This window comes from Luteimonas sp. TWI596, assembly GCF_039674105.1.
In the GTDB taxonomy this organism is placed as follows: Bacteria; Pseudomonadota; Gammaproteobacteria; order Xanthomonadales; family Xanthomonadaceae; genus Luteimonas.
In genome coordinates, this window is sequence record NZ_JBDJMU010000008.1 from 20,996 (window position 1) to 33,192 (window position 12,197).

A 12,197-nucleotide genomic window follows, 5' to 3' on the forward strand; every position below is an offset into this window, starting at 1 on the left:
CAAGCTACCGCCGTGGCAATCAGGCCGCGAGCAGCGCCCGCAGCAGGGCCGGAATGCCGGACGACGCCGCGGTGACGTTGGCGAGCACGTCCTCGAAGGTGATGACCTCATCGACCTGGGGGCCGGCCCCGGCCGCCCAGTTGGCGACGATGGCCAGGCACGCGTAATCCAGACCGAGCTCCCGTGCCAGGCCCGCCTCGGGCATGCCGGTCATGCCGACCAGGTCGCAGCCATCGCGGCGCATGCGCGCGATCTCGGCCCGGGTCTCCAGTCGCGGACCCTGGGTCGCGCCATAGCAGCCGCCGTCGACCAGCGCCACGCCGGCGCGCCCGGCCGCATCGACGACCGCCCGCCGCAGCGCAGGCGTATAGGGATCGCCGAAATCGACGTGCAGCACCTCGCTGCCCTCCTCCTCGCAGTACGTCGACACCCGGCCCCAGGTGTAGTCGATCAACTGATCGGGGCAGGCCAGCACGCGCGGGCCGAAACGGTCGGTGATGCCGCCCACGGTGTTGAGCGCGAGCACCCGCGAGGCGCCGAGCGCCTGAAGCGCGGCGAGATTGGCGCGGTAGTTGATCCGGTGCGGCGGCAGCGAATGGCCCTCGCCGTGGCGCGCCAGGAATGCCACGCGGCGGCCGTCGAGCGTGCCGATCCGCACAGGGCCCGACAGGCCGCCATAGCGCGTCACCGGCTGGTGCGCCTCGACATCCTGCAGCTCGGCCAGTGCGTACAGCCCGGTACCGCCGATCACGGCCAGGTCGATGGATGCGGTCATCGCGAAGTCTCGTCAGGCGCCGGGCGACGCGGGACCGGGATGATAGCGCCTGGCCGCCGTCGTCCCGCTACCGCACAGGCGTGCGGACCCGGCCGCGCCGGTCCGACGTGTTCAGTCGGCCAGCGCGTAGATCCCCGGCAGGTTGCGTCCCTGCTCGTGGAAATCCATGCCGTAGCCGAACACGTAGCGGTCGGGCACCTCGACGCCCACGTAGTCGGCTTCCACGCCCTCGACGCAGCGGTCGTGCACCTTGACCGCGAGCACCGCGACCCGGACCTCGCTCGCGCCCTGGTCCTCGCACCAGTGCCGCACGGCCTTGAGCGTGTGGCCTTCGTCGAGAATGTCGTCGACCAGCAGCACGCGCCGGCCCTGCAGCGGTGTGGCCGGACGGTGCAGCCAGGCCAGGCCCGAGCCGGTGGTCGCGCCGCGGTAGCGGGTGGCGTGCAGATAGTCGAACTGCAGGTCCAGTTCGCGCTCGCCCAGCGCGAACGCCAGTTGCGCGGCAAATGGCATGCCGCCGTGCATCACCGTGATGAACAGCGGCGGCACCTCGTCGTCGCCGTAGTCGTCGGCGATGCCGTCGGCCATCGCCTCGATCGCCTCGTCGAGCACATCGCGATCAAACAGCAGGTCCGCGCTATCGAGCACGTCGTCGAGCCGGGGGATGTTCATGCGATGTCTCCGTTGCGCGTGGCGGTCGCGGCGAATGCGCCGTCCCAACCGAGGGGGCCGCGACCGATCAGGCCGGTCAACGCCATGGTGTTGAGGGCGCGGCCTTCGACGGCGGCGAGCGATTCGGCGACGAGTTCGGGATGACAGACCAGCACCACGTCGCAGCCGGCATCGAGGTGCGCATCGACGCGCGCCTTGATGCCGCCGGCCGAGAATGCGGCGGCCATGCCGATGTCGTCGGAGAACACGACGCCGCGAAAGCCCAGCTCACCGCGCAGGATGGTCTCGATCCAGCGCGGCGAGTACCCCGCCGGCTCCGGCGCGACCTGCGGATAGGTCACGTGCGCGAGCATCACGGCATCGGCACCGGCGTCGATGCCGGCGACGAACGGCACCAGGTCGTGCGCGCGGATCTCCTCGAGGCTGCGGCGATCCACCGCCTGATCGAAATGCGTGTCCTCGCGGACCGAGCCGTGGCCGGGGAAATGCTTGAGCGTGGCCGCCATGCCCGCCTCGTGCATCCCTTCGACGTAGGCGCGCGTGAGCGCAGCGACGATCTGCGGATCGTCCGAGAACGCCCGGTCGCCAATCGCGAGGTTGCCGTGGCCGACATCGACCACCGGCGCGAAACTCAAGTCGACGCCGCTGCCGTGCACCTCCTCGGCCATGCGTCGCGCATGCGCGCGCGTCTGGGCGAGCGCCGCATCGGGATCGCTCAAGTACTGCACGCCGAAGCCGGCCAGCGGCGGCAGCGCCGTGTAGCCGTCCACGAAGCGCTGTACGCGGCCGCCTTCCTGGTCGACGCAGACCAACTGCGGGCGCGGCGCGGCCTCGCGGATCGCGGCGGCCAGTTCGGCGATCTGCGCGCGCGAGGCGACGTTGCGCTTGAACAGGATCACACCGGCGCAGGCATCGTGCTGCAGCCAGTCGCGCTCCTGCGCAGTGAGTTCGGTGCCGGCCACGCCGATCACGAGCATTGCGGACATCTCCATCGAGCGCGCCGGGCGGCGCAGACGGGCATTGTCGCAGATGCACGCATCGCGCCGAGCGTGCGCAGCCCGGTGTTCAGGCGCAGCCGTCCGGGCCGCAAGCGGCACCGGTTGCCGACGCAGGTGCTGCGGCGGCCAGCGCCTGGCGCAAGGTCTGGGTCAGTTGCTCGGGCGGCTGCGCGCCCTGCACCGCCAGCCGCCCGTCGATGATGAAGGTCGGCACGGCGCGGATACCGATCGCCTGCGCCTGCGCAATCTGCGCCTGCACCTCCGCCTCGCCTTCATCGCTGGCCAGCAGCGCCCGCACGCGCGCCGCGTCGAGCCCACCCGCTGCGCCCGCCTCCACCAGCACCTCGACATCGGCCAGATTGCGGCCTTGCGCGAAGTGCGCATGGAACAGCGCCTCGCCAACCGCGTCGGCGTCGCCCTCACGCGCAGCCAGCGCCAGCAGCCGGTGCGCCGGCAACGTGGTCACGCGGACCTGGCCGCGGTCGAAGTCAAACGGCAGGCCCTCGGCGCGGGCAGTGGCCTGGGTCTGCGCCAGCAGCTGCGCGGTGCGCTCGGCGCCGCCGAACTTGCGGGCATAGGCCTCGCGCAGCGGCACCGGCGTGGCATCCGCGTCGGGGTCGAGCAGGAAGGGATGCCAATGGATGTCGATCGCCGGTGCATCCTCGCCCAGCAGCGCGATGGCGCGCTGCAATCGGCGCTTGCCGATCCAGCACCACGGGCACACGACGTCGGACCAGATGTCGATTCTCATGTGTGCATCATGCGCCGGTTGCTGGCGCTGCGCTCGCCTCAGCCCCGTTCCGCAGCGTCCCAGCGGGAGAACGGATACGCGGCGAGTGCCAGGTTGTAGTAGCGCTTGCGGTCGGTGACCTCCTCGCCCAGCCAGCCGGGGCGCGCGAAGGCCTCGTCGGCGTGGTCCAGCTCGATCTCGGCCACGACCAGCCCGGCGTTATCGCCGAGAAACTCATCGACCTCCCACAGATGGTCGCCGTGGTGCACCAGATGCCGGCGTTTTTCGACCCGGCCGCCGACGCACAGCGTCAGCAGCGCGTGCGCATCGGCGATCGGCAGCGGCAACTCGAACTCCTGCCGGGTATGGCCGAGCGCGCGCGACTTGATGTTCACGAACGCCGCTTCGCCCTCGATGCGCACGCGCACCGAGGCCTTCTGCGCGCCGCTGTCGAGCGCAGCCATGTCGTTGAGATAGCCCTGCGCCATTGGCACCACCGCCTGCGCCGCATCGCGCCACGCCTCGGACGTCACCAGGAACTTGCGTTCGATCTCGATCGCCATGGCGCTACTTCTTCCTCTCGAACACCGCGATCGACTCCACGTGCGCGGTCTGCGGGAACATGTCCATCACGCCGGCGTCGACCAGCCGCCAGCCGCGCTCGTTGACCAGGTAGCCGGCATCGCGCGCCAGCGACGCGGGGTGGCAGCTGACGTACACGATGCGGGCGAACCGTTCGAGTGGCAGTTGGCGCAGCACATCGATCGCGCCCGAGCGCGGCGGGTCGAGCAGCAGTTTGTCGAAGCCCTGGCGCATCCAGGGCGCCCCGCGCTGGTCCTGGGTCAGGTCGGCAGCATGGAACTGCGCATTGTCCAGGCCGTTGTGCGCGGCATTCTCCCGCGCACGTGCGACCAGCCCGGCCTCGCCCTCCACACCGACAACCTCGCGCACGCGGCGCGCCAGCGGCAGCGTGAAGTTGCCCAGGCCGCAGAACAGGTCGAGCACGCGGTCGTCGGGCTGCACGTCGAGCAGGTCGAGCGTGCGCGCGATCATCGTGCCGTTGAGGCCGGCGTTGACCTGGATGAAATCCAGCGGCCGGAATTTCAGCTCCACATCCCAGGCCTCGAGCCGGAACGACAGCGCCGGCGCCTGCGGCCACAGCGGGTGCACGCTGTCGTTGCCGCCCGGCTGCAGGAAGATCGCCATCCGCTGCTGCTGGCCGAACGTGGTCAGCGCCGCGAGATCGCGCTCGCCCAACGGCTGCAGGTGCCGGAACACCAGCGCCACGCCGTCGAACTCGGAGGTCGCGTCGCCGGCGATGAACTCGATCTGCGGAATATCGGCGCGGGCGTCCAGGCCATCGACCAACGCGCACAACGCCGGGATCGCGGCACCGATCGGCGGGATCACCGTGTGGCATTCGTGCAGGTCGGCGACGAAGCGTGGATCGCGCTCGCGAAAGCCCACCAGCGTCTTGTCCTTCTTCTCCACGCGCCGCACCGAGAAGCGGCCCTTGCGGCGGTAGCCCCAGGCGCGGTCGACCAGCGGCGCCATCCAGCGCTGCGGCGTGACGTGACCGATGCGCTCGAAGTTCTCGCGCAGCACGCGCTGCTTGGCCTGGATCTGCTGCTCGGCGTCGAGATGCTGCAATACGCAGCCGCCGCAGACGCCGAAATGCGCGCAGCGTGGTGCGACCCGGTGCTCGGACGCACGCAGCACCTCCAGCGTCACCGCCTCGTCGAAGCTGCGCGAACGCGCGGTGCGCTGGGCGACGACCTGCTCGCCCGGCAACGCGCCGGCGACGAACACGGCCTTGCCGTCGGGCAGCCGCGCGACGCCGCGACCATCGTGGGTCAGGTCGAGGATGTCGACCTGGAAGGGAGTCTGATCGAGGCGTTTGCGGGCCACGTGGCGAAGGCTGCGGGCGGAAAGGCCGCGTATTGTCGCAGAACCTAACGCGACATCGGACCGGGTGCCCGCGTCAAGCACGTCATGGGCAAGCCCGCGCCGCCTCCGGGAAACCTGCGGTAAACCGGGGTCAGAGTGCAATTTCGCTACACGAAATTGCACTCTGACCCCGGTTTTGATCGAGAATCGCGCGTTCGAAGAAGCCGCGAATTTCGAGCCGCAGCGCGTTGTGGCGGCTGGGGGGTGCGGAGAGCGGGCCATGGATGGCCCGCGGCGGCGAGTCGGCCATGGGTGAGTGTGGGCTGCTCGCGCGGCATGTCGCGCAGCCTGCACGAACGCACGGCGTGCTTCGCCGGGCCGGACCGCGGAGCGGGCTGCCGAGCCGAGTAGCACTCCCCGGCCGACGCAACGCCGCTACCGACGTCGAAGCGCCTAACAGACCCTACTTCTGCGTCCAGCTCCCGCCCTGCTGATACCACCAGCCCGAACGCGCGCTCTGGATCCACTGGCGCGCGAACACATCGCGGATCTGCGACTCCCATTCGGGATGACCGTTGGCGACCGCGATCTCGCGGTACACCGCCTGGCGGTCGCGGTTGTCGTCGGCGACCGCGGTGTTGACCGCGACCCGGTCCTTGATCGGCAACTGCGAGGCATCGCGGACCACGATCAGGCCATTGCTGCCGAAGCCGAGCGCGCCCGAATCGAAGTGCGGCCGCAGCGTGCCGTTGAAACGCTGCTCCATGCGCGACTGGATCGCCTGGATCGCCGGCGTGCGGATCGTGACGTCCGGGGTCTGGGCCTGGGCGGTACCGATGCCCAGCAGCATCCAAGGATCGAAGCGCATGCCGCGCTGGGCCATGCCGCCACCGGGCGTCGTCGACGGCGCAGGCGGCTGTGCGGCCGGCGTGTCGCCGATCACGTTCTCGACGAACTCGCGCGCCGCTTCCTTGGCCTCGGCGGCGGGAAAATAGACGTTGATCGTCACGCATGCGGTAAGTGCGAGCGCGGCCACGGCCGGCAGTCCCATCCAACGCGCCATCGGGTGTTCTCCTGTATCGATACGGGGCGTGGCGCTCAGTCGATGACCGGGGCCACATCGCCGCCAGCGGCGGCAGCCAGACGCTCGACCAGCGTCGGCCAGTCGACGTCGCGGTTGTAGCCGACGACGTCCAGCCGCGGCAGGCTCGCGCCGTCGACGATAGTAAAGGCGTTGCCCGCTGAATGCAGACCCCCCATTCGGCACACCTGGTTGCGCAGCCGGCAGGAGATGCCGATGCCGCGATAGCCGAAGTCGTCGAACAGCGCGATCGCCCTGCCCTGCAGGCTGGTGACGAACGACGCATCGCCGACACTGGAGATGTCCTGCACCGCGCGCTGGCTGATGCGCTGGCGCACGCCGGGCGTGCGTTCGGTATGCAGTTCGGCATCGAACGCGGTCGCGCCCCAATCGACCAGGCGCAACCCATCGATCCGTCCGTGCAGCCGCCCCTCGATGCTGCCGAAGCCGAACACGCCGGTCAGCGCCTGCAGGTCCAGCCCCTGCAGCGCCAGGTCGCTGGTGACCGTCGGCGCGACGCCGAACGGGCGCTCGATCGACAGCGACGACACATCGACGCGTCCGTCGAAGAGCTGCATCGCCAATCCGCCGTCGAAGTCGATCCGGTTGTCCGCATAGCGCACTGTCGGAATGCGACCGCTCAGGCGGCCTTCGAACGCGGGCCAGGCCAGCGCCTGCGCCAGTCGACCGATATCCAGACCGTCGAGCCGCAGCGCGGTACGCATCCGCAGGCCGTCGCCATCGCTCTGCGCATGCCCTGGCAATTGCAGCGCCAACGCGTCGAACCCGACCTCGCCGCCGAGGAACGACAGCGCGACCGGCTCGCGCAGCCGCATACGGCCCCCCGCGCTTTCCAGGCTCCAGGCCGCTGCATCGAACGGCATGCCGTACAGCGCCCCGCCCCGCCAGGCGAACGTACTGTGCACGGGCGCGGTGGCGGAGTAGCGGAGCGCGCCGTCCATGCGGTCGAAGCGGAACCGCGCCTGCGCATCGCCGACATCCAGGCCGCGCAGGCGCAGGTCCGCCGTCCGCAGGACGCCCCCCGCCACCTCCAACGACGCCTCGAACCCGCCCTGCAGCGACAGCCCCGACAGGCCGGCCGGGCCGAGCCAGCCGGAGAGGTAGCGTGCCGGCAGCGCATGGGCGTCCCGGCTCGTCGCATCGAGCGACAAGGCCTGCAACGTGCCATCGGCCGACAGTGTCGCAGTGCCGCCGAGTTGCAACGCATCGCTGTCGCGCCAGGCCAGACGCGGCAGTGCCCAGCCGCCATCGGCGCTGCGCTGGAGGTCGAGGCCGATCCCGATCGGCGCAGTAGGCAAGGCCAGATACGCCGCACCGAACAGCCATTCCCCGCCGTGCAGCGTGCCGTCCAGCCGCAGCGTGGGGCCGGCATCGGGCAGACGCAGGTCGAGCCGCAGATCGGCGGCGACCCCTTCGGTCGCGATCGCGCCGTCCGCAGTCTCAAGCGCAAGGTCGTGCACGGCCAGGGGACCGGCGACGCGCAACGGCTGCGCGTCCGGCACGTCGATCTGCAGCGCGCCGTCCAGCCGTCCCTTGCGCAATTGCGCGGCCTCCCAAGCGGTGCGCACCAGCGCCTGCGCCCAGGCCGCCGGGACGCGCTTGAGGTCGATCGTCGTGCGCTCGGGCGTGGCCGCCCGGCGCGTCAGCGTCAGCGTGCCCCCCTCGCCCGACAGGCGGGCATCGAGGTCCTGCGCATCGAGTTCGAGCGCCAGCCGCAGCACCGACCCCGAGCCGTCGCGGACCGGACCATCGCAGCGCCAGCGCACCCGCCCCTCGTTCACGATCCGTTGCAGCGGGCACTGCCAATCGACATCGCGCAGCCGCCACCCCAATGCCCCGGCGTCGACGTCCGCAGCGCGCAGCCGGAGCCGGCCATCGGGCGCATCGGCCGGCCAGTCGAGCGCCAGCCGGACCTGCGTCATCGCCGCGACCGGGGTGTCGACATGCGCGATTCGCGCCGCCATCGTCCGCGCCTGCGCGACCGGCACACAGGCCAGCAACAGCGGTAGGATCGGCAGCAGGCGGCGAGGCATCGCCGCAGGATACCTTCATCGCATGGAGCGACCGATGCCCAGATTGCTGCTGGTCGAAGACGACCCCACGAGCCGCAGTTTCCTGCTCGCCGCAGCGGCGGCGTTGCCGGCCGAGGTGGACGTGGCCGGCACGGTCGCCGATGCCCTGGCACTGGCCGCCGACGACACCCACGATGCCTGGCTCATCGACGCCAACCTGCCCGACGGCAGCGGCATCGAGCTGCTCGCCCGCCTGCGCGCCCAGGGGCTGGACACGCCGGCCCTGGCGCACACCGCCGAGCGCGAACGCGAATCGCTCGATGCCCTGCGCGCGGCCGGCTTCCTGCTCGCGCTGAGCAAGCCGGTGACGGCCGCCAACTGGCGCGCCGCGATCCGCACCCTGGTGGCAGCGCCGGTCGTCGCCCCGCCGCCACCGCCGCGACCGACCCCGGCCGACGACGACCTCGAACCCAGCGCCTCCGCACGTCCCCCCGTCTGGAACACCCGGGCCGCGCTGGCCGCGGTCGGCGGCAACGTCGGCAACGCCGATGCGTTGCGCGGGCTGTTCATCGGCGAACTGCCGCAGGCCCGCGATGGGATCGTGCTGGCGGCACGACGCGGCGATGCCGCGGTCATGCGCAGCCTGCTGCACAAGCTGCGGGCTGGCTGCGGGTTCGTCGGCGCCGACCGCCTGTGCGCAGCCGCCGCCAGCCTGCACGCCGCCCCGGAGTCGGAGCCGGCGCTGCATCGGTTTCTCGCCGCCATCGACGCGACGCTCGCGGCGGCGTGAGCGCGCGGGCGGCTAACGGTCGCCCGGCGTTCCGCGCCGCGCGAACTGGGACGCAAGTTCCCAGGACTTGAGGCCCCGCGGCCCCAGGTGATGCGCCAGGACCGCGCGCAGTGCGCGCCGCAGATTGGCGAGGTCCGCGCTGTCGGGCGCCGCACCATCGGCGGCCAGCGCGAGCAATGCGCGCCCGGTCGCCGCCGCGCTGCGCGAGGCCGCGCCGCCGTCGAGATGCAGACGGCGCGGGCCATGCTCGGGATCGAGCAGGTAGCGCGCCGCGGGGTCGATCGCCCGGCCATCGCCATCGGTATCGAGCGGCAGACCCACGCCAAGCGCATCGAGCAAGTCGCGTTCGAACCGGCGCAGGCTCCAGGCCAACTCGCCCGGCAACGCCAGACGCCCACGCACGCGCGCATAGGCCTCGTACAACTCCGGCAGCGGATCCTGGCGCGGCGCCAACCGCAACACCAGTTCGTTGAGGTAGAAGCCGGCAAGCATCGCATCGCCGAGCAGCCGGGGCGCCGCGTCGAGCGCCTCGGCGCTGCGCAACTGCGCCAGCTCCCCGCGCAGTTGCGCGTCCAGCCGCACATGTTGCAGCGGTTGCAGCGCCGCGCGCAGTACGTGCTTCTTCGGGCCCTGGACGCCACGCGCCACCAGGCCCAGGCGTCCGTGTTCGCGGCTCAGGACCTCGACCAGCAGGCTCGTCTCCCGCCATTGCCGGGCATGCAGGACGAACGCGGGCTCGTTGTCGATGCGCACAGGCGCCAGGCGCCGCGCTCAGCCCGCGCCGATGCGGGCGAAGAACGCCTCGCCGGTCAGCCGCTCGTCCGGATCGGCCAGGCTGTACCAATCGGGCTTGGCGTCGATGAAGATCTCGAGCGCGAAATGCGCATCGGGGATCGCATCGAACAGCCCCGCGGCGACGTAATGGTGGCCGTCGCCGGTGGTCGCGAAGAACAGGCTGCTGCCACAGGTCGCACAGAACGCGCGTTCGGCCCAGTCGGAGGATGCGAACCTGCGCACCAGCGACGCACCGGCCTCGATCCGCAACGACGTGGCGACCGGCAGCAGCATCGCCGGGCTGCCATGGAAACGGCGACAGGCCCCACAGTGGCAGGCATGCACCTCGTGCGTCCCGGCAGGCACACTCAGCACCACCCCGCCGCACAGACACCGGCCTTGCAGCCGCGCCGCCTCGTCCTGATCGTGCACGGCCACAGCCTCGGTCATTCGCCGTAGCCCAGCGCCTTCAGCGCGGCCTCGTCGTCGGACCAGCCCTGGCGCACCCGCACCCAGGTCTCCAGGAACACCTTGGCGTCGAACAGCCGCTCCATCTGCAGGCGCGCCTTGGTGCTGATGTCCTTGAGCCGCGCGCCGCCCTTGCCGATGACGATCGCCTTCTGGCCGTCGCGCTCGACCCAGATCACCGCGCCGATGCGCAGCATCGCGCCGTCGACCGTGAAGCTCTCGATCTCGACCGTCGTGGCATACGGCAGTTCGGCACCAAGCTGGCGCATCAGTTGCTCGCGCACGAGTTCACCGGCCAGGAAGCGCTGGCTCTTGTCGGTGATTTCGTCCTCGCCATACAGCGGCGGCTGCTCGGGCAGCAACGGCAGCACGGTCGACACCAGTTGCTGCAGGCCATTGCGCTTGAGCGCCGACAGCGGCACCACGCCGGCGAACTCGCGTCCGTCTGCGACCTGCTGCAAGTACGGCAGCAACGCGGTCTTGTCCTTCATCCGGTCGATCTGGTTGACCACCAGCACCACCGGTACGCCGGCACCGCGCAGCGCATCGAACGCCAGCGTGTCCTCCTCCTCCCAGCGGCCGGCCACCACGACCAGCAGGGCGACATCCACGCCTTCGAGCGCACCGCGCGCGGCGCGATTCATGACCCGGTTCATCGCGCGCTTCTGCTCGCGATGGATGCCCGGGGTGTCGACCAGCAACAGCTGGCCTTCGGGCAGGGTCGCGATGCCCAGCAGACGGTGCCGGGTGGTCTGGGGCCGGTTGGAGACGATGCTGACCTTGGCGCCCACGAGCGCGTTGACCAGGGTGGACTTGCCGACATTGGGTCGACCGATGACGGCAACGAAGCCGGCGCGATGGGACGCGGAATGGGGATCTGTCATGCCGGCATTCTACGGAAAAACCCGCATCGCTCGGCGGCGGCGGGCCGCCGCGCTCAGGCACGGGCGTCGAGCAGCGCGACCACGCCCTCGGCGGCCTGCTGTTCGGCCGCTCGGCGGGAACTGCCTTGCCCCTCGGCGGCGATGTCGGCATCGCCCAGCACGCAGCGCACGATGAAGGTCCGTGCGTGCTCCTCGCCAGTCTCGGCCAGCAGTTCGTAGACCGGCAACGCGCGCTGCCGCGCCTGCAGCCATTCCTGCAGCCGGGTCTTGGCGTCCTTGGCGATCCGGCCGCTCGCCAGGGCGGCCAGCGCGCGCTCGAACAGCGGCAGCACCACCGCGCGGCAGGTGTCCAGGCCGGCATCGAGGTAGACGGCCGCGATCACCGCCTCGAGCGCGTCGGACAGGATCGAGTCGCGACGATGGCCACCGGACTTCATCTCGCCCGGGCCCAGTACCAGACGCGATCCCAGATCGAGTTCGCGCGCGACCGCGGCGAGCGAAGACTCGCGCACCAGTTCGGCCCGTGCCCGCGTCAGCGTGCCTTCGTCGGCACTGGGGCAGCGCGCAAACAGCGCCTCGGCGATCAGCGCACCCAGCACCGCGTCGCCGAGGAACTCGAGCCGTTCGTTATGGGGCGCACCGGCGCTGCGATGGGTCAGCGCCTGCGCCAGCAACCCCGGATCGCGGAACACATGCCCTGCGAACCGGCCCTGCTGGCGGTCAACCGCGCCCGCCATCGCCTGCGAACGTCTGGGTGGCCTGGAAGCGGCCGACCACGTCGAGATTGCCGATCAATGCCTTGCGGGCCTCGTAGTTCACGTCCATGCGCAGGCCTTCGGGCACGCGGGTGATCGTGACGTCCTGGGGCTTGACGGTCTCCGCGTAGCTGATCTGCAGCCGACGGAAGAACAGTTCGCGAATCCGCGCGGTGTCGGCGCTGGCGATGCCCGGCTCGGCGGCCAGGCCCTTGAGCGCGGAGCGGACGCTGTAGTACTCCGAATACATCGGAAACAGCTTCATGCCCACGTAGGCGAAGAAGCCGACGAGCGCCAGCACGACGACGAAGCCCAGCAACGTGATGCCGCGTTGCGTACGTTTCATGGTG

At 70.8% G+C, this 12,197-nt stretch carries 14 protein-coding genes; 1 reads left to right on the forward strand and 13 read right to left on the reverse strand.

Annotation, left to right across the window (positions count from 1 at the left end):
* Window positions 1–19 precede the first annotated feature (19 nt).
* From ABE487_RS07860 to ABE487_RS07895, 8 genes are all read right to left on the reverse strand, one after another.
* Window positions 20–775, reverse strand: coding sequence for an S-methyl-5'-thioinosine phosphorylase (locus tag ABE487_RS07860; RefSeq protein WP_346452702.1), 756 nt, complete (start codon window positions 773–775; stop codon window positions 20–22).
* Window positions 776–886: 111 nt separating this feature from the next.
* Entirely contained in the window at window positions 887–1,447 is a 561-nt protein-coding gene (locus ABE487_RS07865; protein WP_183426326.1) for a hypoxanthine-guanine phosphoribosyltransferase, read from the reverse strand.
* The gene (gene nagZ, locus ABE487_RS07870; RefSeq protein WP_346452709.1) at window positions 1,444–2,424 is read right to left on the reverse strand and encodes a beta-N-acetylhexosaminidase; all 981 of its coding nucleotides are present in this window, start codon (window positions 2,422–2,424) and stop codon (window positions 1,444–1,446) included. Before nagZ ends, ABE487_RS07865 begins: the two co-directional genes overlap by 4 nt.
* 88 nt (window positions 2,425–2,512) lie before the next feature.
* The gene (locus tag ABE487_RS07875) at window positions 2,513–3,196 is read right to left on the reverse strand and encodes a DsbA family oxidoreductase (RefSeq protein ID WP_346452703.1); all 684 of its coding nucleotides are present in this window, start codon (window positions 3,194–3,196) and stop codon (window positions 2,513–2,515) included.
* 38 nt (window positions 3,197–3,234) lie between these two features.
* Entirely contained in the window at window positions 3,235–3,738 is a 504-nt protein-coding gene (locus tag ABE487_RS07880; protein WP_346452704.1) for a CYTH domain-containing protein, read from the reverse strand.
* A gap of 4 nt (window positions 3,739–3,742) precedes the next feature.
* Complete coding sequence (rlmD, locus tag ABE487_RS07885; RefSeq protein WP_346452705.1) at window positions 3,743–5,083, reverse strand: 23S rRNA (uracil(1939)-C(5))-methyltransferase RlmD; 1,341 nt, start codon at window positions 5,081–5,083, stop codon at window positions 3,743–3,745.
* A gap of 442 nt (window positions 5,084–5,525) precedes the next feature.
* A complete protein-coding gene (locus ABE487_RS07890; protein WP_346447692.1) occupies window positions 5,526–6,125 on the reverse strand; it encodes a YdbL family protein in 600 nt (199 codons plus the stop codon).
* Window positions 6,126–6,160: 35 nt separating this feature from the next.
* Window positions 6,161–8,197, reverse strand: a complete 2,037-nt coding sequence (locus ABE487_RS07895) for a hypothetical protein (protein WP_346452706.1) — start codon at window positions 8,195–8,197, stop codon at window positions 6,161–6,163.
* Window positions 8,198–8,231: 34 nt separating this feature from the next.
* On the opposite strand from ABE487_RS07895, the gene ABE487_RS07900 reads away from it, so the two are divergent.
* Window positions 8,232–8,966 (forward strand): response regulator, encoded by a 735-nt coding sequence (locus ABE487_RS07900; protein ID WP_346444408.1) that lies wholly within the window; start codon window positions 8,232–8,234, stop codon window positions 8,964–8,966.
* Window positions 8,967–8,978: 12 nt separating this feature from the next.
* Here the strand turns inward: ABE487_RS07900 and recO are convergent, their stop codons facing one another.
* Genes recO through ABE487_RS07925 form a run of 5 tightly spaced genes read right to left on the reverse strand, consistent with a single transcriptional unit; the run spans window position 8,979 to window position 12,193 of the window.
* Entirely contained in the window at window positions 8,979–9,719 is a 741-nt protein-coding gene (gene recO, locus ABE487_RS07905) for a DNA repair protein RecO (protein WP_346452707.1), read from the reverse strand.
* Between the two features lie 18 nt (window positions 9,720–9,737).
* Window positions 9,738–10,190, reverse strand: coding sequence for a GFA family protein (locus ABE487_RS07910; protein ID WP_346444405.1), 453 nt, complete (start codon window positions 10,188–10,190; stop codon window positions 9,738–9,740).
* Window positions 10,187–11,092 (reverse strand): GTPase Era, encoded by a 906-nt coding sequence (gene era, locus ABE487_RS07915; RefSeq protein ID WP_346444403.1) that lies wholly within the window; start codon window positions 11,090–11,092, stop codon window positions 10,187–10,189. Before era ends, ABE487_RS07910 begins: the two co-directional genes overlap by 4 nt.
* A 53-nt stretch (window positions 11,093–11,145) precedes the next feature.
* Window positions 11,146–11,829: a ribonuclease III gene (gene rnc, locus ABE487_RS07920; protein ID WP_346444402.1), complete on the reverse strand. Its 684-nt coding sequence runs from the start codon at window positions 11,827–11,829 to the stop codon at window positions 11,146–11,148.
* Window positions 11,813–12,193 carry a DUF4845 domain-containing protein gene (locus tag ABE487_RS07925; RefSeq protein WP_346444400.1) on the reverse strand — a complete coding sequence of 127 codons (381 nt, stop codon included), beginning with the start codon at window positions 12,191–12,193 and terminating at the stop codon, window positions 11,813–11,815. Before ABE487_RS07925 ends, rnc begins: the two co-directional genes overlap by 17 nt.
* Window positions 12,194–12,197 lie beyond the last annotated feature (4 nt).

Excerpts from the sequence above, each read along its gene's own strand:
- ABE487_RS07860 (WP_346452702.1), bottom strand. The coding sequence starts at position 775 with ATGACCGCATCCATCGACCTGGCCGTGATCGGCGGTACCGGGCTGTAC.
- ABE487_RS07865 (WP_183426326.1), bottom strand. The coding sequence starts at position 1,447 with ATGAACATCCCCCGGCTCGACGACGTGCTCGATAGCGCGGACCTGCTG.
- nagZ (WP_346452709.1), bottom strand. The coding sequence starts at position 2,424 with ATGCTCGTGATCGGCGTGGCCGGCACCGAACTCACTGCGCAGGAGCGC.
- ABE487_RS07875 (WP_346452703.1), bottom strand. The coding sequence starts at position 3,196 with ATGAGAATCGACATCTGGTCCGACGTCGTGTGCCCGTGGTGCTGGATC.
- ABE487_RS07880 (WP_346452704.1), bottom strand. The coding sequence starts at position 3,738 with ATGGCGATCGAGATCGAACGCAAGTTCCTGGTGACGTCCGAGGCGTGG.
- ABE487_RS07890 (WP_346447692.1), bottom strand. The coding sequence starts at position 6,125 with ATGGCGCGTTGGATGGGACTGCCGGCCGTGGCCGCGCTCGCACTTACC.
- ABE487_RS07895 (WP_346452706.1), bottom strand. The coding sequence starts at position 8,197 with ATGCCTCGCCGCCTGCTGCCGATCCTACCGCTGTTGCTGGCCTGTGTG.
- ABE487_RS07900 (WP_346444408.1), top strand. The coding sequence starts at position 8,232 with ATGCCCAGATTGCTGCTGGTCGAAGACGACCCCACGAGCCGCAGTTTC.
- ABE487_RS07910 (WP_346444405.1), bottom strand. The coding sequence starts at position 10,190 with ATGACCGAGGCTGTGGCCGTGCACGATCAGGACGAGGCGGCGCGGCTG.
- era (WP_346444403.1), bottom strand. The coding sequence starts at position 11,092 with ATGACAGATCCCCATTCCGCGTCCCATCGCGCCGGCTTCGTTGCCGTC.
- rnc (WP_346444402.1), bottom strand. The coding sequence starts at position 11,829 with ATGGCGGGCGCGGTTGACCGCCAGCAGGGCCGGTTCGCAGGGCATGTG.
- ABE487_RS07925 (WP_346444400.1), bottom strand. The coding sequence starts at position 12,193 with ATGAAACGTACGCAACGCGGCATCACGTTGCTGGGCTTCGTCGTCGTG.